The 22,833-nt window shown below is 37.2% G+C and carries 23 protein-coding genes; 15 read left to right on the top strand and 8 right to left on the bottom strand.

What is annotated here, in order from left to right:
* The first annotated feature begins 285 nt into the window (after positions 1–285).
* Positions 286–2,232, top strand: a complete 1,947-nt coding sequence (locus HDC90_RS21320; RefSeq protein WP_184470022.1) for a sensor histidine kinase — start codon at positions 286–288, stop codon at positions 2,230–2,232.
* A 68-nt stretch (positions 2,233–2,300) separates the two neighbouring features.
* On the opposite strand, the gene HDC90_RS21315 is transcribed toward HDC90_RS21320, so the two are convergent.
* A complete protein-coding gene (locus HDC90_RS21315) occupies positions 2,301–2,780 on the bottom strand; it encodes a hypothetical protein (RefSeq protein ID WP_184470020.1) in 480 nt (159 codons plus the stop codon).
* 402 nt (positions 2,781–3,182) lie between these two features.
* Between HDC90_RS21315 and HDC90_RS21310 the strand changes: the two genes are divergently transcribed.
* Positions 3,183–3,818 carry a response regulator transcription factor gene (locus HDC90_RS21310; protein ID WP_184470017.1) on the top strand — a complete coding sequence of 212 codons (636 nt, stop codon included), beginning with the start codon at positions 3,183–3,185 and terminating at the stop codon, positions 3,816–3,818.
* 2 nt (positions 3,819–3,820) lie between these two features.
* Here HDC90_RS21310 and HDC90_RS21305 read toward each other — a convergent pair whose 3' ends face one another.
* The 3 genes from HDC90_RS21305 to HDC90_RS21295 all read right to left on the bottom strand — a co-directional run bounded on the left by HDC90_RS21305 (position 3,821) and on the right by HDC90_RS21295 (position 6,611).
* Complete coding sequence (locus HDC90_RS21305) at positions 3,821–4,486, bottom strand: HAD family phosphatase (protein ID WP_184470015.1); 666 nt, start codon at positions 4,484–4,486, stop codon at positions 3,821–3,823.
* 25 nt (positions 4,487–4,511) lie between these two features.
* Positions 4,512–5,672, bottom strand: coding sequence for an esterase-like activity of phytase family protein (locus HDC90_RS21300; protein WP_184470013.1), 1,161 nt, complete (start codon positions 5,670–5,672; stop codon positions 4,512–4,514).
* Between the two features lie 105 nt (positions 5,673–5,777).
* Positions 5,778–6,611: a DUF6515 family protein gene (locus HDC90_RS21295; protein ID WP_184470012.1), complete on the bottom strand. Its 834-nt coding sequence runs from the start codon at positions 6,609–6,611 to the stop codon at positions 5,778–5,780.
* Between the two features lie 283 nt (positions 6,612–6,894).
* Here HDC90_RS21295 and HDC90_RS21290 point away from each other — a divergent pair, with 283 nt between their 5' ends.
* From HDC90_RS21290 to HDC90_RS21260, 7 genes are all read left to right on the top strand, one after another.
* Positions 6,895–8,766, top strand: coding sequence for a CocE/NonD family hydrolase (locus HDC90_RS21290; protein WP_184470010.1), 1,872 nt, complete (start codon positions 6,895–6,897; stop codon positions 8,764–8,766).
* Between the two features lie 85 nt (positions 8,767–8,851).
* On the top strand, positions 8,852–10,507 hold the full coding sequence (locus tag HDC90_RS21285; protein ID WP_184470008.1) for a M1 family metallopeptidase: 1,656 nt from the start codon (positions 8,852–8,854) through the stop codon (positions 10,505–10,507).
* 269 nt (positions 10,508–10,776) lie between these two features.
* Positions 10,777–11,508 carry a head GIN domain-containing protein gene (locus tag HDC90_RS21280; RefSeq protein ID WP_184470006.1) on the top strand — a complete coding sequence of 244 codons (732 nt, stop codon included), beginning with the start codon at positions 10,777–10,779 and terminating at the stop codon, positions 11,506–11,508.
* A 314-nt stretch (positions 11,509–11,822) separates the two neighbouring features.
* On the top strand, positions 11,823–12,269 hold the full coding sequence (locus HDC90_RS21275) for a DUF1572 family protein (protein WP_184470004.1): 447 nt from the start codon (positions 11,823–11,825) through the stop codon (positions 12,267–12,269).
* Between the two features lie 46 nt (positions 12,270–12,315).
* Positions 12,316–13,158, top strand: coding sequence for an archaemetzincin (locus HDC90_RS21270; protein ID WP_221451920.1), 843 nt, complete (start codon positions 12,316–12,318; stop codon positions 13,156–13,158).
* Between the two features lie 29 nt (positions 13,159–13,187).
* The gene (locus HDC90_RS21265) at positions 13,188–13,964 is read left to right on the top strand and encodes a hypothetical protein (protein WP_221451919.1); all 777 of its coding nucleotides are present in this window, start codon (positions 13,188–13,190) and stop codon (positions 13,962–13,964) included.
* A gap of 354 nt (positions 13,965–14,318) precedes the next feature.
* Complete coding sequence (locus tag HDC90_RS21260; protein WP_184470002.1) at positions 14,319–15,662, top strand: rhomboid family intramembrane serine protease; 1,344 nt, start codon at positions 14,319–14,321, stop codon at positions 15,660–15,662.
* Positions 15,663–15,771: 109 nt separating this feature from the next.
* Here HDC90_RS21260 and HDC90_RS21255 read toward each other — a convergent pair whose 3' ends face one another.
* A complete protein-coding gene (locus tag HDC90_RS21255) occupies positions 15,772–16,662 on the bottom strand; it encodes a hypothetical protein (protein ID WP_370576662.1) in 891 nt (296 codons plus the stop codon).
* 84 nt (positions 16,663–16,746) lie between these two features.
* Positions 16,747–17,454, bottom strand: coding sequence for a DUF2490 domain-containing protein (locus HDC90_RS21250; RefSeq protein WP_184470000.1), 708 nt, complete (start codon positions 17,452–17,454; stop codon positions 16,747–16,749).
* 481 nt (positions 17,455–17,935) lie between these two features.
* Here HDC90_RS21250 and fabV point away from each other — a divergent pair, with 481 nt between their 5' ends.
* The 4 genes from fabV to HDC90_RS21230 all read left to right on the top strand — a co-directional run bounded on the left by fabV (position 17,936) and on the right by HDC90_RS21230 (position 20,812).
* A complete protein-coding gene (fabV, locus tag HDC90_RS21245; RefSeq protein ID WP_184469998.1) occupies positions 17,936–19,129 on the top strand; it encodes an enoyl-ACP reductase FabV in 1,194 nt (397 codons plus the stop codon).
* A 96-nt stretch (positions 19,130–19,225) separates the two neighbouring features.
* On the top strand, positions 19,226–19,765 hold the full coding sequence (locus HDC90_RS21240) for a GNAT family N-acetyltransferase (protein ID WP_184469996.1): 540 nt from the start codon (positions 19,226–19,228) through the stop codon (positions 19,763–19,765).
* Positions 19,766–20,037: 272 nt separating this feature from the next.
* Positions 20,038–20,490 carry a cold-shock protein gene (locus HDC90_RS21235; RefSeq protein ID WP_184469994.1) on the top strand — a complete coding sequence of 151 codons (453 nt, stop codon included), beginning with the start codon at positions 20,038–20,040 and terminating at the stop codon, positions 20,488–20,490.
* Positions 20,491–20,656: 166 nt separating this feature from the next.
* Positions 20,657–20,812: a hypothetical protein gene (locus tag HDC90_RS21230; protein WP_184469992.1), complete on the top strand. Its 156-nt coding sequence runs from the start codon at positions 20,657–20,659 to the stop codon at positions 20,810–20,812.
* Here the strand turns inward: HDC90_RS21230 and HDC90_RS25795 are convergent.
* Both HDC90_RS25795 and HDC90_RS25380 read right to left on the bottom strand, forming a co-directional pair.
* Positions 20,796–21,017, bottom strand: coding sequence for a Fic family protein (locus HDC90_RS25795; protein ID WP_221451918.1), 222 nt, complete (start codon positions 21,015–21,017; stop codon positions 20,796–20,798). The genes HDC90_RS21230 and HDC90_RS25795 overlap by 17 nt on opposite strands.
* Positions 21,018–21,034: 17 nt before the next feature.
* Positions 21,035–21,382, bottom strand: a complete 348-nt coding sequence (locus tag HDC90_RS25380) for a hypothetical protein (protein WP_221451917.1) — start codon at positions 21,380–21,382, stop codon at positions 21,035–21,037.
* A 169-nt stretch (positions 21,383–21,551) separates the two neighbouring features.
* Between HDC90_RS25380 and HDC90_RS21220 the strand changes: the two genes are divergently transcribed.
* Positions 21,552–22,238: an SIMPL domain-containing protein gene (locus tag HDC90_RS21220; RefSeq protein ID WP_108197503.1), complete on the top strand. Its 687-nt coding sequence runs from the start codon at positions 21,552–21,554 to the stop codon at positions 22,236–22,238.
* A gap of 97 nt (positions 22,239–22,335) precedes the next feature.
* Positions 22,336–22,650, top strand: a complete 315-nt coding sequence (locus HDC90_RS21215; RefSeq protein ID WP_184469990.1) for a hypothetical protein — start codon at positions 22,336–22,338, stop codon at positions 22,648–22,650.
* The last annotated feature ends 183 nt before the right edge of the window (positions 22,651–22,833 follow it).

Raw genomic sequence — 22,833 nt, 5'->3', positions numbered from 1 at the left:
TAAACAGCCTTTTTGTGTATAGCTACTTATAGCTATATAAGATTATATTGCCCTAGAATTAAGCGGGTTTGTGATTTGCGTGTGTTTTTGACATGCCCATTAAGCAATGTCCTGTAGAGGGGTGATCAAAATTACCATCAACAAACAGGCGCATTTAGCTACAAATCGCCGTTTTTTTTATATAGCTATAAATAGCTATACGTTGTGTGTTTTTTAGCATAAATTTATTGTAGTTAATGCATCCGTGCTTTTTCTTCTTAAACAATAAACCAATGTTATATTTTAATGAGAAGGTTATCAATACTCTGTTTATTATTCTTTAGTTACCAAACTGCGTTTGCCCAGCTTCTTGAAACCGATAAACGTTATTCCGATAGTTTACAATATGTGGTCAAACATGCAGGTACAGATAGTGTAAGTGCTATAGCAAATTTCGCCTTATCCCGACACTGGATTAAGCAGCGAGATACTAAAAAAGCAAATTATTACCTGGCCGAAGGAAGAAAACACAGTAAAACCTCGCGCTACCTGTATGCTTTATACCTATATACTGCAGGCATAAATTCGACATACCAGGATAAGGATGCTGCGGTTGCCAAAAATTTTTTATTAAAGGCCGATCATATTTTTGCCCTTACCAAAACCAAAGAATGCAATCTTTTAAGGGCCAAACTCTGGAATAATTATTCAATTCTCTTATCGAGGGAAAACAAACAGCAGCAATCAATAGACATTTTATTAAATAAGGTAATTCCCTTGGCAAGGGCATCAGGCGATCTAGCAATGGAGGGTGTGGCCTACCATGCTGTTGCCGTTTTCATGGACTTGGTGGCGCAAACCGAAAAAGCATCCATTTATTTCAAAAAAAGCATTAGTATACTGGAACACATTAAAACAGACACAGTGCGTTTGGCCAGGGCTTATAACAACAGCGCAAGAAACAGCATGTTGAGAAATAAATTTAACGAAGCCAAAGCGACAATCGAAAAAGCCAGGCTACTGTTTAAAAACCATACCGAAACTCCTTCTTACGCGTATTTCTGTGGATTTGAAAGTTATTATTTCTTAATGCTGAAACAATACGATAAATCGCTCAAAGCATTAAATAAAGGATTGGAAAGCGCAACAAGATTAAAACTTGTTAAAGAACGGAACGACCTCTTGATCCAAAAATATAACATACTTAATGCACAGCAGAACTATGAAGCAGGTAAAAATGTGATTTTAGAAATCATAAAAAGTGACAGCAACACTTATATCGAAAATAAGGTTACCCATTATAAGCAAGCTGCTGAATCTTACGAATTGCTTGAAAATTTACCTGAGGCTTTTAAGTGGTTAAAGAAATATACACTTTTGAGAGACAGTGCCAATAACATCAGGCTAAAAGAAGAAGTAAATGCGCTGGAGATCAAGTTCAAGGCTTCCGAGAATCAGAAAAAAATTGCTGACCTGAATCTGGCCAACCAGAAAGCCAACTTATCAGCTAAAAATAGCCGCCTGTTAAACTGGTTATTGGGCGTAGTGAGCCTGTTAATTTTATCTGTATCCATTTTTGCAGTTTATTATTACCACAACCAGAAAAAACTTGCTACACAGCGGGAAGAAATTAGGCTGAGCAATGCCATGCTTCAGGGCCAGGAAACCGAACGTTACCGCGTAGCTAGAGATCTGCACGATGGTTTGGGCAATTTACTTACCGTAATAAAATTTAACCTCGGACAACTGATAAAAGAAAAACCAGCTATAGAACTTAATGAAATTGCCTATCAGCTTGATCATTCTATAAGAGAACTGCGACGTATTGCGCACGACATGATGCCCGAAATGCTCCTTAATATTGGTTTGGAAGCCGCACTTAAAGATCTCTGCGAATCGCTTACATCCGATAACCTGGAAATTGATTGTCAGCTCATTAACATTAAAAGTACCATTCCCCAACAAATACAGGTGTCCATTTACCGCATTATACAGGAACTCCTAACCAATGTAGTAAAACATGCGCAGGCCCGGAACGTACTATTACAATGTACCCAGCAAAAAAATATATTTTTTATTACCCTCGATGATGACGGTAGAGGATTTGATGCCGACCAGCAAAAGGAAAAAGCGGGGATCGGCCTTAATAACATAAAAAGCCGTGTGGCTTACTTAAACGGAAAAATGGAAATTGTATCCCGTACTGATCAACCAGGTACTTCAATTAATATTGAACTCGATGTTAAAGCTTAAAACCGTATTTGCTGTGCAATAAATTTTAGATTACACCTTAGCTCGCCTTTTGGCAATAAAATATTGCTCTATTTTTTTATGATAATGGAGATCTGTCCGTCTTCCATCCCTGAAATATTTTTTTCGGCAAAAACTATAGGATTTGTTTTTTGAAGTGCTTTTAACAGATCATCACTGGTACCACTATGTTGCAGGCTAATGCTGGAACCACCAGTACTGAATTTCGTTTTTACGCTGATTACCCCTTTTGTATTTTCTGCTTTTTCTGCAATACTTTTTAAGGTAGCAAAATCAGCACCGCTAATATTTACAATGGTTTGTGTTTCTGCAGCCACAACTGCACTTGTATTATCTTTCTTTTTACCGAAAAAATTACTGATCAAACTACCTGTTTTTCCGGCTTTATCAGCAGTGGCGCCTGCCTTATCTACTTTCTCGCTTACCTTGTCAATTTTACCTAATAAGCGATCAACAGCACCTTGTGCCTTTGCATTTACTAAGCCTAACAACAGAAAGGCCAAGCATAAAATCCCTATCTTTTTCATCATATTTGTTTCCTTAATAAGCCTACTCTTATCAACAGTTTTCGGCATCCCTGTCGTCATCCATAATCAAATTTAATTTCAATTAAGCACCATAACTATAGCGAAAATTAACCTTTTTTACATATGGCTATAAATAGCTACTTAATGTCTTTTTTTTAAGCTAATTTCGGTCATCCCGTAAAATTAAATTGTGGTGATGGCTTCCGCTCGTTTCTCCCATACCACGTACAGCGGATTAATGTGCAGTATTAGCAAATGAGGAAGTTATTGATATTTTTTTATTGATGTTCTGCAGGTTTTTGATTGCATTTCCGCAAACACCTGTAATGAGCAAACAATATCCGGAAAAATAGAAACCGGTACCCGGATCCAATCAACCAGGTACTTCAATTAATATAGAATTAAATGTTAAAGCCTAAACCAACACTCGTTCTTGCTGATGACCATCCCATTATTATAGAGGGATTAACTAAGCTATTGGGCAAAAACGAAGGATTTGAAATTATAGCCAGCTTTACCAATGGGCAGGATCTTCTCACTTACATTAAAAAAAATCCGGTCAACATTACCCTTATCGATATTATCCTGCCAGATATCAATGGCATGATATTGTGTAAGGAAATCAAAAGAATAGCACCCGACACCATTGTTATAGCACTAAGCAATCACCTGGAAAGGAGCGCCATTACCAAGATGCTGGAGAACGGCGCAAACGGTTATATCCTTAAAGATGCGTCGATAGATGAAATTGGCAACTGCATAAACGAGGCTCTTGAGGGTAAGATCACTTTTAGCAAAGGGGTTACAGATGTGATAACAAAATCGCCCTCAAAAACAAAATGGGGTCTTATAAAACTCACCTCAAGGGAAAGCGAAATCCTGAAACTGGTAGCACAGGGCTTAACCGCATCAAAAATTGCCGAGATACTTTTTTTGAGCAAATTTACGGTCGATAACCATAAGAAAAACCTGTTACAAAAACTTCATGCCAAAAATATTGCCGAACTCATTAGCAATGCCACCGGTCAGGGCCTACTTTAATATCAGATCAATTCTTTTTGCAGCATAAATTCTTTGGCATTCGCAAAGCTGAGGAATAATTCGTCTGCTATTTTTAGTTTTTGATGTGCCCTTACATTGCTTTGAATGGCGTAACAGGTTATGCCTGCAGCCAGAGCAGATTTAACTCCGTTTAAAGTATCTTCAAAAACAAGGCATTCATCTTTTTCAAGGCCTAACCGCTCTACACAAAGATTATAACTTTCGGGATCGGGCTTAGATTTATTTACATCTGTTCTGGTAATAAATAAACTGAAATACTTAGCCAAACCATTTCGCTCAAAAACAGCTTCAACATCAATTTTAGGACTAGCGGTAACCACAGCCAGTGTAAGCCCTTTTTCGTATGCAAACTTAATAAATTCTAATGCAAAGGGCATTAACTGAATATCAGTTGTCCTAAAACCATCAAAAGTTACTTTTTCTCTTCTATCAATAAAGCTTTCTAAATCTTCATCAATTTTATAGCGCTCTATGATCGTTTTTGCATTTTTAGGCAGAGGAATCCCAGCATAATTGCTTAGCCAGTCTTTAAATTCAATGTTAACATTATATGGGCATAAAAACGTATTCCAACAATCGAAATGAAACTTTTCAGAATCAATTAATGTACCGTCTAAATCGAAAAGCAGGGCTTTTATTTTACTCATTTATAGATTTTAAATTGGAATGATGTTATGGGATGATCTCGAAAAGAAAAAACTGCTGTACCTGCGATTTTCCAAAATTATTATCTACACAGAATATCAGGGAATGGTGTCCGTTTGCAAGTTTTGGTCCAAAAGTTACACCTTCAAAATTATCGATATGCTTGTTTAAGGAATCAAAATCGAAAAGCAATTTTTTAGTTAATGGCCTTGGATGATTTTTAAGGAACGATGTATTATCAATTTCATTTTCTGCACCACTCAGATCAACCAGGTAAAGTTTTATAAAGGTATGATCGTCATGGCCTTTGGCCCAGGCCCTTTCCATTACCAAAAGTGTATGATTGTTAATGGCGAGTATTTCTGAAATGCCATTTACATTCCAGTCATTGTCTACTGTGGGCTTCACAGGTAAAGCATCAAGATTATAGGCATATTGTGCCGTATTCTTTTTAGTAGCCACATCGAACTTTAAAATCCTGGTTAAAGCCTTATCATAGCCAAAAGAAGATTGTGGGCCATCCTGGTATAAAGGCTCCTCTAAACTGGCATATAATGTTTTATAATGATCGGTATAAGTTAAACCCTCAAACAATGCATTCTTGCGTGGACCGCTTTCAGTTTTCGTAAATTGGAAACCTTTGGGTAACGGAATGGTATCCAAAAACTTCCCGCCTGTAGAAATAAAAGTTAAACTGGGTTGAACAATGGTTGTATCGCCATTTTTAAACAACCGTTCTCCTTCGCTGCTCCAAATTAATTGTCTGGTAACCGGATTATAACGAACAGACTCGCCATCCGGCTTCACGCTTTTATCCGTATCATATTTAGGATATTGCTTTCCGTTTTCCTGTAAAAGATAGGTAACACCTGTTATACGGATCGTATCAATTTTATTTTCTTTGAGATCTAGCTGTGCAGTGTAGATCCTCGCCGGACTAAACTGCGAAGGATCATCACTGATCAGGTAATACAAATTGTGAACGGCATCATAATCAATCCCTGATAAACCACCAACCACCGAATTTTCGAAAACCTGATTTAACGGCATAACATATTCATGGAGAAATTTAACCGACGAAATACGGGTTTCATTCTGGCTAACCGAAGCATATCTTGTTGCAGAGCAAGAAACCAGAAAGAGTGCAATTGCAAAATAAAAGGTGGAAATCTTTGAGAATTTTTTCAAACCTAAAGTATTTAGGCAGTAAAATTTAGAAAATACTGGGAGAAAACCAAAAAGAGTTGTCAACTTTAATAGCCACCTGGCCGAAAAGTTGACAACTCTGAAGTATCAAAATAATTTACCGATTACGCGGTAAGTAATGTTTGTTCCATCTACTATTTCTTCATAGTAAACATCATCGGGCGAAACAAAATATTTTTCGTTTTTAATAGTTACCTCTCTGCATCCTTCTGGCAGTTGATTAATAATATCACCTATATTGTGCGTATCAACTGGCCCATCCGTTGTATTTAAAATACTATCTTTTCCGGCAACTACGTATACACTTTTACCATCAGCATTTTCTTTTTGGGTATAATAAACGCCTTTGTATTCGTAATAATCAACACCATTAATGGTAACCAGATTAGCGTCTGATGGTAAATTAGGAACCTCGGCACCAACTGGCGGAGTTACCACTTCATATTGATCGTTATTTTGCTGATAAAATAATCCACCAGAATAATAAAACTGGGTTGGACCGTACCAGAATGGATAATAGCCATAAGGCAACACACTAATCCTGAAACCTAAAAACGGTCTGTAAAAATTGTAATAACTGTAGTATGGCCTGTAGTAAGCTCTTCCATAACCAAATCTGTAACCATACCCCGGCCTGCCATATCCTGGGCGATACCCTGGCCTGTTATAACCATAACTTGGTCTGCCAGAACGGATACCCGGAGAAAAACTGCTCCTGCTTGGTGCGCGCATAGATGGCTGGCGGGAAATGGAACCACCACCCCTTGATGAGCCAATTGAGCCCGATCTGCCTCCGCCAAAAGAACCGCCACCACCGCCACTCCTACTTGGTCGCTGTGCTGAAACACTTTCGATACTCAAGGTTGCAATCATCGCTGCTGCAGCGAAAACAACCAATCCTTTATTCAATAACCTATTCATTATTTTGTGTTTATGTCGATATCTATATGACGATGAAAATTCCTAAAAGATTATCCCTTAACAATATTTAACTAAATTTTGATAAAGTGATGACGAAGAAAGGGTTATAAATAGCAGTTTCTTGCACACCAGGTTGCTAATCTCTATCTTCCTACTTTCTGACTATTCCATTATCCGACATATCTCTTCCATTCTATATTACTAACAAACCTTTTACGAGCTATTTTTTTTAATCAATCGTTAATCAACTATATTTAAATTTTATTCCTAAAAACTAGCTTAAATGAACCTTACCAGAATTTTCAGCCTTTTATTTTGTCTGTTTATTTCTAATGAATTAATAGCCCAGCAAACCGACTCGGCATATGTTAGAGAAAACTACACCAAAATAGAACGCCAGATCCCCATGCGCGATGGAGTTAAACTCTTCACTTCCATTTATATACCCAAAAATCAAACCAAAAAATATCCATTTTTAATTAACCGTACCCCCTATACTGTTGCGCCATATGGCGAAGATAAATATAAGCTCAGTTTGGGGAACTTTCCGGCAATGATGCGTGAAGGATTTATTTTTGTATATCAAGATGTTAGGGGCAGATGGATGAGCGAGGGTACTTTTACTGATATCCGCCCTCAATTAACTGGAAAAAAATCTAAAACAGCGATTGATGAAAGTACGGATACTTACGACACCATTGATTGGTTAGTTAAAAACGTGAAAGGCAACAATGGCAATGCTGGCATTTATGGCATTTCGTACCCTGGTTTCTATTCTACCACCTCATTGCCCAATGCACACCCGGCACTAAAGGCCGTTTCTCCTCAGGCACCGGTTACCGATTGGTTTATGGGTGACGATTTTCACCACCGTGGTACATTATTTCTAATGGATGCCTTTAGTTTTATGAGCAGTTTTGGCGTGCCAAGGCCTAAATCCATTACACCAGATAAAGGGCCTAAAGGTTTTCAGTTCCCCATTCAAGATAATTATCGCTTTTATTTAGAAGCCGGATCGGTTAAGAACCTAAAAGACCGGTATTTTGCAGATAGTATTAAATTCTGGAACGATTTATTTAAACACCCAAACTTAGATACCTTTTGGAAAGCACGTTTAATTACCCCTCATTTAACCAACGTAAAACCTGCGGTGATGGTGGTGGGTGGCTTTTTCGACGCTGAAGATGCTTATGGAACTTTTGATACCTACAAAGCCATTGAGAAACAGAATCCCGGCGCCAACAATATCCTGGTTGCAGGACCTTGGTTTCACGGCGGTTGGGTACGTAGTGATGGTTCTTACTTCGGCGATATTAATTTCGGCAAAACCACCAGTATCGATTATCAACAACAATACGAACTGCCCTTCTTTAAACATTATTTAAAAGGTGAAGGAGATTTTAATGCAGCAGAAGCCAATATTTTTGTAACCGGAAGTAACGAATGGAAAAAGTTCAAAACATGGCCACCACAAGAGGTAGAAAGCAAAAACCTGTATTTACAACCTAATGGGAAACTCAGTTTCGAAAAAGTGGGCAGAACCGATAGCTGGGATGAATATGTGAGCGATCCAAATAACCCTGTACCTTACCAGAATGGTATTCAGGCCAGACGTACCCGCGAATACATGATCGACGATCAACGTTTTGCTGCCCGCCGTCCGGATGTAAAAACTTATCAAAGTGATGCCTTAAGGGAAGATATTACCTTAACAGGCCCTGTTTTAGCCAACTTAGTGGTTTCTACTACTGGTACTGATGCCGATTATGTAGTTAAATTGATTGATGTTTATCCTGAAGATGCACCAAACCCAGAGCCTAATCCTAAAAACCTGATTATGGGCGGCTACGAAATGTTGGTGCGCGGAGAAATTATGCGTGGAAAATACCGCAACAGTTTCGAAAAACCAGAGCCTTTTGTTCCAGGTGCCATCACTAAAGTAAATTACCCTTTGCCAGATGTAGCACATACTTTTAAAAAAGGCCATAAAATCATGATCCAGATTCAAAACTCATGGTTCCCTTTAGCCGACCGCAATCCGCAGAAATTTATGGATATCTATCAGGCTGAACCGCAGGATTTCCAGAAAGCTACGCACAAAATTTATCACGATGTGCACAACAGCTCGTTTATTACTGTTTCAGTGTTGAAGTAAATAAAATTCGTCATTGCGGGAAAGCTCACGCTCGTTTCTAACGAGCGTGTAAATAGCCTGACCGTTTTTAACGATAAAATAACAAATGAAAAAATTACTATCCATCCTTGCCATCGCCCTCTGCATTTTTGGTGCACAGGCGCAAATGCTCGGCAAAAACCAGGTAAACTCCCGGGCCGATAGCCTCCGCGGAACACTTACCCCTTTACGCACCTGTTACGATATTAATTATTACCACTTAGATGTGAAAATAGATATCGACCAGAAAACAGTAAGCGGGAGCAATGAATTTGCTTTTACTGCCACGCAAGATTTCACCAAATTACAGTTCGATCTTTTTGATAACTTAAAAGTAGATAAAGTAGTATACAAAGGTGCTGATTTACCTTTTACCCGAGCATACAATGCGGTTTTTGTAACCTTCCCTAAAGCAGTAAAAAAAGGAAGCAAAGATAAATTCACAGTTTTCTATTCAGGCAATCCTTTAGTAGCAAAAACACCGCCTTGGGATGGTGGTTTTATCTTCAAAAAAGATGAAGCAGGTAATCCTTTTGTTTCTGTGGCCTGCCAGGGTTTAGGAGCAAGTGTATGGTGGCCAAATAAAGATCACCAGAGCGACGAGGTAGATAGTATGCTAATCAGCATTAGTGTTCCTAAAAATTTACAGGAAATATCTAACGGAAGGTTGAGAAATACGGTAGATAAGCCCGATGGTTACAAACAATACAATTGGTTTGTTGCTAACCCCATCAACAATTACGATGTAACCTTTTACATTGGCAAATATGCCCACTGGCAAGACAGTTATGATGGTGAAAACGGGAAACTCAGCATCGATTACTGGGCGTTGCAAACCGATAGCGCCAAAGCCCGCCCACATTGGGATGCCGATGTGAAACCCATGCTAAAATGTTTCGAATATTGGTTTGGTCCTTACCCATGGTACAAAGATGGCTACAAATTGGTTCAGGCACCACATTTAGGCATGGAACATCAAAGCGCAGTAGCTTATGGCAATCAATTTAAACCAGGTTATCTAGGTAAAGATTTAAGCGGAACCGGCCATGGCTTAAAATGGGATTTCATTACCATCCACGAAAGCGGCCACGAATGGTTTGGTAATAATATTACCTCAAAAGATATTGCCGATATGTGGATTCATGAAGGTTTTACCAATTATTCAGAGGTATTGTTTACCGAATGTACCGAGAACAAAGCAGCTGCAAATGAATATGTAATCGGATTGCAGAAGATTATCCATAATGATTCACCCGTGATAGGCCCTTATGGCGTAAACAAAGAAGGCTCTGGCGATATGTATCCGAAAGGTGCAAATTTGATTAGTACTATCCGCCAACTCATCAATAACGATGAAAAATTCAGACAGATTCTCCGCGGAATAAACAAAACATTTTACCATCAAACGGTAAGCACTGCTCAGATCGAAAATTACATAGCCAAACAAAGTGGCCTTAAATTAGACAAAGTTTTTGATCAGTATTTACGTTATACGAAGATCCCTGTTCTGGCATATAAAGTCAATAATGGTATCCTCTCTTACCGATGGATTACGGATGTAAAAGATTTTGATATGCCAGTACGTGTAACGCTAAAAACAGGCGCTTATACCTTAATTAAACCCACAAACGATTGGAAAACCATTAAAGTAGATGCCAGCATAAATGCAGATAACTTTAAACACGATCCGTTGTTTTACATCAAGACAAAAAAGGGGAGCTAAATCTTAGAGAAGAGGTTGTATCATAAGTATAAAATATCGTCCTGTCCAAAGGAGTCCTACGGAGAGCTTATCGTAGAACCTCTTTTTAAATGTTTCGAAAGTGTTTCGATAGGCTCAACGTGACCAATTAGAGTGATCCAGGCTCTTCTTTATTAGGCACATTAAAAAATACTGATAAGGAGAATTAAATTGCATCTTATGCAACTTTTCAACAAAACCATCGTCTTATAAGAAAAAGCTCATTATTTATCTAAAAATAAAACTATACCATGAAAAAAGTATTTGCAATATTATTGGCATCACTTACATTAACCTCTAGTATCAATGTAATTGCTAAAAATCAGATCAGTATCAACACTTCAAAAAATAACGGCGACGACAGGGAGGTGAAAAATTTCAATGGAGTTGCTGCAGCAGGCCCTATAAACGTAATTGTAACTTTAGGCAATAGTGAAAGTTGTCGTTTAGAAGGCGATGCAGATGCATTGGCCACAATCGTTACCGAAGTAAAAGGCAATGTTTTAGTTATCCGTCCGCAAACCAGCATCACAAGCTGGTCTAGAAAATATGAAGGTAAAAAAATAACAGCTTATGTATCGGCCAGAGAATTAGCAAGTTTAACTGTTAGCGGTGATGGAAGTTTAACCGTAAATGGAAAAATCAGCACTGGTAGTCTAACCACAACCGTAAGCGGTTCTGGAAGCATTAAAGCAACAGCAGATGTAGATAACTATAGTGGTGTAATCAGCGGTTCTGGTTCGATAAATATTACAGGAGGTGCAGATCATGCCAAAGTGGTGATCAGTAGCTCGGGAACTTTTGCAGGTAAATCTTTTTCTACAAAAACTTTAAACAGCACCATTAGCGGTTCAGGAACTGTGAATATTGCGGTAAGCGAAAGCATTAGAGCAGTGATCAGCGGATCAGGAAGTGTAAATTATTCCGGTAATCCAAGTGTAGATAAAACTGTTATTGGCTCAGGCGGAGTAAGAAAAGTATAAATTAAAGCCCTTTTTAATAGAGAAACACCTACAAGAAATTGTAGGTGTTTTTTTGTTGGTAAAGGATAAATTTTTAGCGTTATTTCCAAACGTGATCGTCATGCTGAACTTGTTTTATTAGTTGTTTCCTATTGGTTTTAAAGGCCTAATAGCTACTGCGTGGTCAGTACCTTTTTTACAAAAGATCTTTGGTCCCGCTATCATTTCAATTCCTTCACTTAACTGGATAAGAAATGCTTTGAAAAGCTACATTATGCTATCAAATATTTATATTCGCTTGGTAGCAATACAAATAATATCTTAAGAATTTTCACATGCTTACTCAAACCTTAAAAACACTTTTCAACCGGGATCTCAACAAATTAAAAACCGAGATCGAATCGTATAAAAACGAAGCTAACTTATGGATAATACACCTAAGTATAGCCAATTCGGCCGGCAATCTATGTTTACACTTAATTGGTAATTTAAATACCTACATCGGGGCAACATTGGGAGGCAGTGGTTATGTACGAAACCGTGAACTCGAATTTTCGTTAAAGGATCTGCCTCGCTACGAACTGATTGAAAAAATAGACAAAACCATTGCTATTGTTGGCCAAACACTCGATAAATTAACCCTGGCTGAAATTGATGCTGAATATCCTTTACTGGTTTTGGAAGAAAAAACCTCAACCGAATATTTTCTCACGCACCTCGCCACTCATTTGGCTTATCACCTGGGGCAAATTAACTATCACAGGCGATTGTTGGATGTATAATAAAATTCAAAACATGTACAGCTGCATTAAACATTTTTCACTTTGTATGTTAGTTATTTTATGCTTTATATCCTGTAATAACAATACAAACTATTTTAATGCAATAGCCAAAAATGATATTCCCTTAAAAAAGCCCCAAAAAGGCGATTGGCTTTTTTCTCATAAGGAACGTATGCTAACACTTGGTGATTACCAAAAGACCTATCCCTTAACTCCTGATGGTACACGTCATACCATTTATCTAAAACCTATTGGAGATTTCTCAGGTCTCGAATGGAAGCAGATCGAGTTAACCCGCCAATACCTGGAAAATTTCTTCCAGATTAAAACCCGGATACAACAAAGTTCAAACAATAAAATAATCCCTTTAGGTGCAAGGAGAATAAACCAACACCATGAACAGCTTTTAGCCACATACCTGCGCGATACGATTATTGCAGTGCAAAAACCGAAAGATGCAATTGTAATGATGGGCATAATAGAAATGGACTTATACCCAAGCGAAAAGTGGAATTTTGTATTTGGGCTTGCGTCTTACGATAAAGGACTGGCAGTAGGTTCAATTTACAGATTTCACCAAAGGCCACTTACCCCCAAACAATTTAATTTAAGCCTGCAAAGACTTTTAAAAACCTCGTCGCACGAAATTGGTCACATGTTTGGCCTAACCCATTGCATTGAAGCGAATTGCTTAATGAACGGCACAAATAGCCTAGCTGAAACGGATAGAAGCATAGCAAGATTATGTTCCGGATGTCAACAAAAATTAAATTCAACATTAAAATACGACAATAAAAAAAGGCTCCAAGACCTATCAGTCTTTTTCAGTAAAAACAAAATTGAAAACGAGCTTGCATTAATAAATGCTGACATCGTTATTTCCGAATAACAATATTCATATTATTTAATTTACACACGATGCACCAGCAATTTGCCTTGAACGTCACCGAAACACTAAAAAATGATGAATCCGTTATCGGCCTGGCCGTTGGTGGCTCCTGGCTCAGCAGCGACATCGACGAATTTTCAGATCTCGATCTTGTTCTTGTCACTAAAGAAAAAGTATCGGCCGATAAATTAAAGATGATTGAATACGCCGGTCGCCTGGGCGAGCTTATCTCTGCATTTACAGGCGAACATGTTGGCGAACCACTCGTATTGATCTGCCTTTACAACAATCCTATATTACACGTTGATATTAAATTTCTAACCCTGGATGAATTTTCCTTGAGAGTAGAAAACCCGCTGCTACTCATCGACAGAGACAATCAATTACAACAAATCCTCGATCAAACTGAAGCTAAATTCCCCTACCCGGATTACCAATGGATTGAAGATCGTTTTTGGACTTGGATGCATTATACCCTTTTAAAAATCGGCAGAGGTGAATATCTGGAAGCTTTTGATTTCTTTGGTTTTTTAAGAATGGTCGTGTTTGGTCCACTACTGCACATTAAAAACAACAACCTTCCAAGAGGTGTGCGTAAAGTAGAATCGCAACTTTCAACCAAAGATTTTAACTTGCTCAAAAGTACCATTGCCGAATACAATAAGACATCTTTAATCGCTGCGTTAGAAAATTCGATAGCGCTTTATAAAGACCTGAGAATTGAACTCTTCGAAAAAGACATTAAGCGGAACCAAAAAGCAGAAGATGCTGTTAAAAACTACTTAACAATAATCAAAAGTGAATAACTTAGATAAATTTCAATATCAGTAATAAACAGTTATCGAAACTGAAAGATTTATCCTATTATTGAGCAAATTAATGCCTTCGATTTTATAGAAATGCAACGCGATTTAACTGTAAAGAAACTAAATATTCTGTTCATACCATTCCTGTTAATTTCTATATCAATATGCGTGGGTTACACTTTTATACATTGGCTACTCGCAATCAAACTAGAACTTTTCTCTCTCAATGACACTATAATTCAATTTGCAGGACCTGCTGTAGTATCGTTACTTGTAACTTTGTTCTTCTTTAGACGAAGAATCCGCATTTTAAATTTAAAGTCAGATAGGGACAAACTACCTGATTTATATTTCATGATCATTTTGATTGCCTTATCTATTCCAAACGTAATCGCTCAAAATTATCTTCCAAAAGTTACAGGAAAACTCACTCTACTATTTAGCATAAATGAAATCGATCAACACAAGCCATCGAAATATTACACGCTGAAAAAATTTAATATCGATAAAAATAATATCGGCGTAAATACTTCTGTTGAAGTTAGTGGGAGAAACAATGAAAATTTCAACATTTATATTTTCGTTGTGCTCCCAATTATAGATAAAGATGTGAAAAACGATGAATGTAAAGCATTCCTAGGCGTCAAATATTCTAAACACATCAGCAACAGGCTCACACCGGCCGAAAAACAAGAAAACTACGAAACATTACTATCCACAAGTCAATATGATGTTGAACACAATAGCTTCAACGAATTCAGATACTTGGAACAAGTTGGAAACAGTAGTGATAAAGATGGTTACAAGGCTGCAATACTGCACTGTATTAAATATGACCGGAGTACTGCGCCGGTACTTATAGCCCGAAAAGAACCTTTTGAAGATAGATTGGGAAATCAATCAAACTGGATATTTATATCTTTTGGTATTTTATCGATTATTTGGCTGATCATGGTATTGATACCCAAAATTGACCGCCCGGCTCTCAGAGCATTTGAAAGCGGGACGCCCATAAAAAATGATGATTTAATTGAATTCCTGCGTTTCTTGCAGCCAAAAAATGGCTTTTATTTAACGCCAATTTTAGTTTTCATAAACATTTTGCTCTTTTTAACAATGGTGATTAGTGGTCTAGGTTTTATAAATTTCGCCACGACCGACCTCTTAACCTGGGGCGCAAATTTCGGCCCATTTGTAAAAAACGGAGAATGGTGGAGATTAATCACCAATACCTTCTTACATGGAGGTATCATGCATATTCTTACCAATATGATTGGCCTTATATTTTTAGGTTTTATACTCGAAATGCGCTTGGGCAAAATCAGATTTCTGCTTTCCTACTTGTTCACGGGGATAATGGCCAGTTTAGCAAGTATATGGTGGAACCCATCGATAGTTAGTGTTGGTGCCTCTGGGGCAATCTTCGGTTTATCAGGAATATTTCTTGCACTACTGGTTTCAAAGTTTTATGACGAAAACTTCACCAAGTCCTTTTTAATCGGGACCTTGATTTTTATTGGTTATAACCTGTTCTATGGCTTAACTGGTGGTATTGATAATGCAGCCCATATTGGAGGACTGATTAGTGGTTTTATTTTAGGCCTGATATTTCGGTTTACACTCGAAAAACCTGTAACAAAGAAGACAAGAAAAAAGCGTGTACTTAAGAAAGAAATAACTGCCGAAACCAGTTTATAACTTGCGCATACTTGTCACGTTAGCCAACACAACTTCTCCTCACTGGCTAAGAAAGAAGAAACAATTTCTACTAAACAACAAAGGAGACTTAAGCCTCCTTCCATATCTTTTAAAACTGAACTCCGATCAGCCATATATTTTCAATATAGTTAATCTTCTGACTGGCATGGTCGTACTCGTCCCAGCCAGTGGTATGCACATTGGTTAAATTTGTAGCGCCAAACTTAGTGGTGTTCTGTAAATAAACATTTTTCCAAACATAAAACTTAAGACCAACTTTTGCAGAAACACCGTAGCCCGAAATACTGAAGTGGTTATTTCTGCCCTGTCCGAACAAACGTACATCTGAACGCGGAACCATCATGCCACCGCCTAAACCGGTTTCTAAGGTTAAAGAAGTATTTCCACCTGGAGCAACCCAGATATCGTCATAACGTTCAATCTCGATATTGGCATAATTAAAACCATCTGTATGCTCATAAGTAAGCATACTCTCCTTAACGTTAATGCTTTGGCCATTGTAATCGCCAGCTAAATTACCTGTAGGAGTGTTGGCTGGAGAAATATTTGGCCCGATGTGACCAGTAATAGCAACAGTTTGTGGAATATCCATTACATACTTCATATGGTCCCAACCAATGGAGATACTATAATTATCTTTGATGAAGTATCCGGCACGGATATTATATTGCGGTACAGTAATCAAACCAGGATTTAAATAGGCCCAGCTTAATTTCGATTGTCTATCGTGCGCAACTACATCTTTCAGGGTAAAATCGTAGTTAGGCCCTTGAAACCTAATATCGCTTTTACCATACCAGGAGCTATTATATCCCCAGTGAAAATAAAAATCACCTTTACGGGAAAATTTCCTTTTATGTTCAGGATTGAATAAACTTTTCGAAGTTGGCGTACTATTAGTTGAAGCAGCTTTAATCTCTTGTGCCTGCATGCGCTTGCCAAACAAGAGTGCTAAAAATAGAATGGTAAATCTTTTCACGCGGCAAATTGAGCAAAAAGACCAGTCAATTACAACAGCTTTAACATTTTTAAGAGTTGTTGAACAAAAAATGACTTTAAAACATTAAAACCTCGTATAAACAGCCAGTTGAATAATATTATTAACTGTATTGTTCAGAACACCATGGGTAGCCTGGTTCATATATCCAGCTTCCAGGTCAAATTGCTTAGAAAAACGATAGCCCGCAGCGAGGTATAACCTATTCTGATCGAAAACGCTATTGTTAATTTTATCTCTATTCTGAAGATTTAAAAACACCTCGTTCTGCAAAGCCGCAAATGGCCCTTTTGTAAATGTAGGCTGAGTTTTTTGCAGCGGCTGAATTAACCTCACGAAATAACGGAAACGTTGCGAAAAAACATCTTCACCAGTGCGACCAATAAAGCGTTGCTCAAGTCTTACCCTATGGCTGGCAAAAACCGATTTTATTTTATGGTTATATATATACTGTTCAAAAATGCGATGTTCATGTGCAAATGAATTACCAGCTACTACCGATTGTGACTGCGTAGTTTGCCATAAATATCCTAAGGCTACATTGTGCTTATTATTAATGAAATATTGTAAAGCTGGGCGCACTAAGGTATTTCTCAAATAACTCCAATCATCAGCCGAGCGTAATTGAACATCAAACTGAAGGCCCCATTTATCATTAAACTTGGTATTATTTAAAAACATAAACCAACCTGAATTTTGATGTTGGGTTTGTGCATATAGCTTTCCAGCAGCCGTAATGAGAACCATAGCGGCAGATAATAATATTTTTTTCATAAAAAGATAAACCGGTTTTATCTGTGTGCCGCTAAATTAATAGAAATATGCGAAAGAAGAGCATAATTAGTCCGAAAGTCGGGAGTCTGTAGTCGAAAGTCTTAGGTAAAATCTAATAATATATATGCTCAACTTTGTATTCTCCGTGCCTTTCTCCTTTACCTCGACAGTAAAATTAGTCGCAAATTGGTGGAAGAGAACCGGAGGTACAATCACCTAACAAAAACGCTCAGCCAATACCATGTAGTGCGCTTCATAAAACTCAATTCCCGCTGTGATAAGTCTTCGTCTCCACTCAGACCTAACATAAAACTCAGCACGATTCCCGAAAACCTTACATGCTTTTACGGTTAAAAACAAATTTCATTTAACGTTAAGCAATTAAAAATTTATCTTCGTTAAAGATTTGGGCATTATGGTATTTTCAATATCCTTAAAATGGCACTTATTTTAACATTACAAAACGTAAATAGAACAAAAAATGATTATCGAACCTAGAATGAGGGGCTTTATCTGTTTAACCGCACATCCTGATGGTTGCACGCAAAACGTAAAGAATCAAATTGAATATGTAAAATCTAAAGGCGCTATAAACGGTCCTAAAAAAGTATTGGTAATTGGTGCATCAACCGGTTTCGGTTTAGCTTCGCGTATTACTGCTGCTTATGGTTCCGGAGCTTCTACAATTGGCGTATTTTTCGAAAAGGCACCTTCTGAAGGCAAAACTGCATCACCAGGCTGGTACAATAGTGCAGCCTTTGAAAAAGAAGCCCATGCTGCTGGTTTATATGCAAAAAGCATTAATGGCGACGCATTCTCTAAAGAAATTAAAGAAAAAACAATCGAATTGATCAAAGCTGATCTCGGCCAGGTTGATTTGGTCATTTATAGCCTGGCATCACCAGTGAGGAAACATCCTGATACGGAAGTGCTTCACCGATCTACCTTAAAACCGATCGGAGGAACTTATACCAATAAAACTGTCGATTTCCACACGGGCAATGTAACCGAAATTTCTATCGAACCTGCTACCGAAGAAGATATTGCCAACACCATTGCGGTAATGGGCGGCGAAGATTGGGCTATGTGGATTGATGCCTTAAAAGCAGAAAACCTGCTTGCCGAAGGTGCAACCACAGTAGCTTATTCATACATCGGCCCTGCTTTAACCGAACCAGTATACCGTAAAGGAACTATCGGAAGAGCCAAAGATGACTTAGAAGCAACTGCTTTTAAAATTAGCGATAAATTAAAAGATATTGATGGCAAGGCTTACGTATCGGTTAACAAAGCATTGGTAACACAGGCAAGTTCTGCTATTCCGGTAATCCCGTTATATATTTCGTTGTTGTATAAAGTAATGAAAGCAGAAGGTATCCACGAAGGTACAATTGAACAGATCCAACGTTTATATGCTGATCGTTTATATACAGGCAGCCCTGTTCCTGTTGATGAAAAAGGAAGAATCAGAATAGACGATTGGGAAATGCGCGAGGATGTACAAGCTAAAGTTGCCGAACTTTGGAAAGAAGCAACAACCGAAACTTTACCAACAATAGGTGATTTACCAGGGTACAGATCTGATTTCTTAAGCTTGTTTGGTTTCGAAATTGATAAAGTTGATTATCAAAAAGATGCCCAAGAAGTGGTAGAAATTGAAGGTTTGGTAAACTAACAACACAGATGCGTCACCCTGAACTCGTTTCAGGGGCACAAAAAATAAATTATAAACGGCTGGCTCCATAGCCAGCCGTTTATACATTCAAGCCATATGAATTTCGATCTACAGCCTACACTAGCAAACGATTTAATTACCGTAGTTCCCTTAAAAGAAGAAGATTTTGAAGTTCTTTTTGCAGTAGCTTCCGATCCTTTGATTTGGGAGCAGCACCCCAATAAAGACCGTTACAAGAGGGAAGTTTTCGAAAATTTCTTTAAAGGTGCAATAGAATCGAAGGGTGCTTTTATCGTTTATGAAAAAGGAACCAATAAAGTTGTGGGTAGTTCCAGATACTACGAACTAAATGAAATAGAGCGTTCGGTTGCCATTGGCTACACTTTTATTGCCCGTGAGTTTTGGGGCAAGGGGCATAATAAGGCCTTAAAAGCTTTAATGCTCAACTATGCTTTTCAATTTGTAAACAAAGTAATTTTACATATTGGAGCCACTAATTTCCGTTCACAAAAAGCAGCTGAAAAATTAGGGGCCGTTAAAATCGCTGAATTAGAAGTAGCCTATTATGGTGAGCCATTAAAATGGAATTTTGTTTATCAGGTAGATAAAGATAAATGGGATAATCAAGCATCTTAAAGTTTAATTACATAAAATCCTTTAACCTATGATAAGCCGCGAGTAGTCGTCAGCAATGACGATCTATCTATAAAAAGCGGTCAATTGTAGCGATGTCAAAGCATCTATTATTTATCATAAGTATTTCCTCAACGAAACTGCTTGCTTATTATCTATGGTTAACTACGATGACAGAGCATAACCGAATAAAATCGTGTTTATGCTTTAGTATTGTTATCTTTGTATAATTCTCCATTCCACTCACCTTTCAAAACAAAACAATTAAATAAAATATGGCTAAATCTCAGGCAACATACAGTAAAAAAGAGAACGAAAAAAAACGATTAAAAAAACAAAAAGACAAACAAGAGAAAAAAGAAGAGCGCCAGGCTAATGCAAAAAAAGGCTTATCTCTTGAAGATATGATGGCTTATGTTGATGAAAACGGAAACATCTCCTCTACTCCACCAGATCCGAAGAAAATGAAAGTAATTAATACGGAAGATATTCAGATCGGTATTTCAAGACAAGAGGACATCGTTGATGAAAATCCTGTTAAAAAAGGAACAGTTACTTTCTTTAACGACAGTAAAGGTTACGGCTTTATTAAAAACACTGAAACACAAGACAGTATTTTTGTTCACGCAAACGGTTTAATCACCCAGATTAAAGAAGGTGATAAAGTTACATTCGAAGTAGAAATGGGTCAAAAAGGGCCAACAGCTGTTAAAGTATCAAAGGTTTAATAACCACAATTCAATTCCCTTTGCAATTCTTATTGCAAAACAGGATTAAAATTCTGCAGAAAAACTCTGCTGCGCTAGGTTTTATAACCATTTATAATTCCGTCTATTTAAGCATAAAACCTTGCGCATAATTTTATTCATTCATTGGTTTTCAGTATATTTTAATATGAAAATTAAGCAAGACCAAAAACAAAAGAAAGCTAGCTTGAGAGTACAGATTATGGAATCTATGCTTGCTTCATTTAAAATTGAAGGTATTTCTATCCCTCACGATTCAGCTCTTTCAGCTTTAAAAAAAATAGAATTTAGTCTGGAAAAATAAATGTTATAAATTTTTCCATTAAATTATATTCATTATTTGCAGTGGCCTGTACTGCTAAAATATAATCTTCAAATTCATTATTTCTTATCTTTTCGAATTTTAAGGAACCGTATCCCGCCTTTCTACTCATTAAATTGGCTAAAATCCTTGCTGTCCTACCATTTCCTTCTCTAAATGGATGAATTAATAATAACTCAGCATGCACCTTAGCTATATCGCTTATCAGCTCTTGCTTATGAGCATACTTTTTGGTAATTTATACAATACTTCAATCTCAAAACGCTGCATAGTGTCATTTAAAAATCTTGCAGCTGCAAAAGGAAAGCCTCCCTTTGAGATATTTACATCCTGATATTTACCAGCAAAACTATATAAATGCGACAATGCTAGTTTATGAATTCCGAGAATATAAGAAACATTAAATTTTGTCCTTACGGTTAAAGTTTTCGACAAGATAATCTCTGCTTTTAAAAAACCTTCAAATTCAGATAGATTAATATCAGCTAAACTTGTTAAACTTAACTTATTAGGCAGTATTTCGTCCTGATTATTAGGAATTTGATATTTCATAGTCCAATTTAATTAAAATCAATTAATTCGTCGATTTACAAAAACACCTAACCGCTTCATTATCTGCCTTCTGCACTATTTTATTATTAAAAAATTAAAATATTTAAAATAGCGGTGTGGAATTTGTGCATAGTTTACATCATTACAGTACACACAAAGAAAAATAATTATGAAAAAGTTAATAGCACTTGCACTGGTTGCATTTTTAGGATTATCATCAGCGATGGCTCAACAAGTAGACTTACGTAGAAAAATTAATGTTAGCGGAACCGCAGAGACAGAAGTAACACCGGATATTATTTATATCGGTATTTCACTTAAAGAATACTTAAACGGAAAGAAAAAAGTAGACATTACAGAATTGGAAAAACAATTGTACGCCGCTGTGCAAAAAGCGGGCATTGCAAAAGAAAATTTAACCATTAGCAATTTAAGCAGCTGGAATTATGCTACAGAAAAAAAGAAAAATCCCGATTTCTTAGCGAGCAAACAATACCGTTTAAAAGTTAGCGATCTGAATAAGTTCAACGCCATACTAGAATCGATAGATGCCAAAGGAATTGCGAATACTAACATTGAAAGCTACGATTATTCTAAAATTGAAACCTTAAAAAAAGAGCTCAAAATTAAGGCCTTATTAGCTGCAAAAGAGAAAGCAGCATATATGGTAGAGGCTTTAGGTGATAAATTAGGTGGTGTAATTGAAATACAAGACGGTGGAGACAATGTAATACAACCCGTTTATAGAAATTACGCGATGAAAGCTGAAATGGCTGATGCCGCTGGCGCACCCGAAATTGATTTTAAAAAAATTAAGCTGAATTTCACAGTAAATGCCATTTTCGAGATCAAATAAGAATTTTAACAGTTAAATTAATGCTTTTCAAAACCTACCAGAACATTTTGGTAGGTTTTTTGTTATCTAGAGATCGAACACTAAAAAATTAGATATTATGAAAAAATTCATCTACACGCTAGCCTTGGTTTTCTCTCTAGGCATTAGTTTTAATTCAGCTCAAGCAGCTGATAAGCCTGCAAAAAATCCAACAGAATTGACTGCAGACCAAGCCGTAAAGCTGGAAAGAATTAAAACCCGCGTTGAAGAAATCAGAGACATGGACAAATCTAACTTAACGAAAGCAGAGCGTAAAGCTTTACGTAGCGAGTTAAGAGAATTAAAAGGTCAGGCCCGTGCAATTTCTGGAGGTGTTTACCTTTCAGTTGGTGCAATCATTATCATCATTTTATTGTTGATCCTGATTCTATAATCAAATGAATACGCATAACATCTATCTATAATAAAACAAAAAGCTTTGCACTACTGCAAAGCTTTTTTTATGCCCAATATCGTCATTACTGTAAAGGTTTAGTAATTCGGTAATGAACTAGAGTTTATTTTTTGTTATTTATATTGACCATTTCCGCCGGTTTTTTACCCTTAATTCCCTGGT

Origin of the sequence: Pedobacter sp. AK013 (assembly GCF_014205835.1) — a bacterium.
Taxonomy (GTDB): domain Bacteria; phylum Bacteroidota; class Bacteroidia; order Sphingobacteriales; family Sphingobacteriaceae; genus Pedobacter.
The sequence above is the reverse complement of the archived record's forward strand: the minus strand, read 5'-3'. Positions and strand labels throughout refer to the sequence as shown.

Excerpts from the sequence above, each read along its gene's own strand:
- HDC90_RS21320 (WP_184470022.1), top strand. The coding sequence starts at position 286 with ATGAGAAGGTTATCAATACTCTGTTTATTATTCTTTAGTTACCAAACT.
- HDC90_RS21315 (WP_184470020.1), bottom strand. The coding sequence starts at position 2,780 with ATGATGAAAAAGATAGGGATTTTATGCTTGGCCTTTCTGTTGTTAGGC.
- HDC90_RS21310 (WP_184470017.1), top strand. The coding sequence starts at position 3,183 with ATGTTAAAGCCTAAACCAACACTCGTTCTTGCTGATGACCATCCCATT.
- HDC90_RS21305 (WP_184470015.1), bottom strand. The coding sequence starts at position 4,486 with ATGAGTAAAATAAAAGCCCTGCTTTTCGATTTAGACGGTACATTAATT.
- HDC90_RS21295 (WP_184470012.1), bottom strand. The coding sequence starts at position 6,611 with ATGAATAGGTTATTGAATAAAGGATTGGTTGTTTTCGCTGCAGCAGCG.
- HDC90_RS21290 (WP_184470010.1), top strand. The coding sequence starts at position 6,895 with ATGAACCTTACCAGAATTTTCAGCCTTTTATTTTGTCTGTTTATTTCT.
- HDC90_RS21285 (WP_184470008.1), top strand. The coding sequence starts at position 8,852 with ATGAAAAAATTACTATCCATCCTTGCCATCGCCCTCTGCATTTTTGGT.
- HDC90_RS21280 (WP_184470006.1), top strand. The coding sequence starts at position 10,777 with ATGAAAAAAGTATTTGCAATATTATTGGCATCACTTACATTAACCTCT.
- HDC90_RS21275 (WP_184470004.1), top strand. The coding sequence starts at position 11,823 with ATGCTTACTCAAACCTTAAAAACACTTTTCAACCGGGATCTCAACAAA.
- HDC90_RS21270 (WP_221451920.1), top strand. The coding sequence starts at position 12,316 with ATGTTAGTTATTTTATGCTTTATATCCTGTAATAACAATACAAACTAT.
- HDC90_RS21265 (WP_221451919.1), top strand. The coding sequence starts at position 13,188 with ATGCACCAGCAATTTGCCTTGAACGTCACCGAAACACTAAAAAATGAT.
- HDC90_RS21260 (WP_184470002.1), top strand. The coding sequence starts at position 14,319 with ATGATCATTTTGATTGCCTTATCTATTCCAAACGTAATCGCTCAAAAT.
- HDC90_RS21250 (WP_184470000.1), bottom strand. The coding sequence starts at position 17,454 with ATGAAAAAAATATTATTATCTGCCGCTATGGTTCTCATTACGGCTGCT.
- fabV (WP_184469998.1), top strand. The coding sequence starts at position 17,936 with ATGATTATCGAACCTAGAATGAGGGGCTTTATCTGTTTAACCGCACAT.
- HDC90_RS21240 (WP_184469996.1), top strand. The coding sequence starts at position 19,226 with ATGAATTTCGATCTACAGCCTACACTAGCAAACGATTTAATTACCGTA.
- HDC90_RS21235 (WP_184469994.1), top strand. The coding sequence starts at position 20,038 with ATGGCTAAATCTCAGGCAACATACAGTAAAAAAGAGAACGAAAAAAAA.
- HDC90_RS21230 (WP_184469992.1), top strand. The coding sequence starts at position 20,657 with ATGAAAATTAAGCAAGACCAAAAACAAAAGAAAGCTAGCTTGAGAGTA.
- HDC90_RS25380 (WP_221451917.1), bottom strand. The coding sequence starts at position 21,382 with ATGAAATATCAAATTCCTAATAATCAGGACGAAATACTGCCTAATAAG.
- HDC90_RS21220 (WP_108197503.1), top strand. The coding sequence starts at position 21,552 with ATGAAAAAGTTAATAGCACTTGCACTGGTTGCATTTTTAGGATTATCA.
- HDC90_RS21215 (WP_184469990.1), top strand. The coding sequence starts at position 22,336 with ATGAAAAAATTCATCTACACGCTAGCCTTGGTTTTCTCTCTAGGCATT.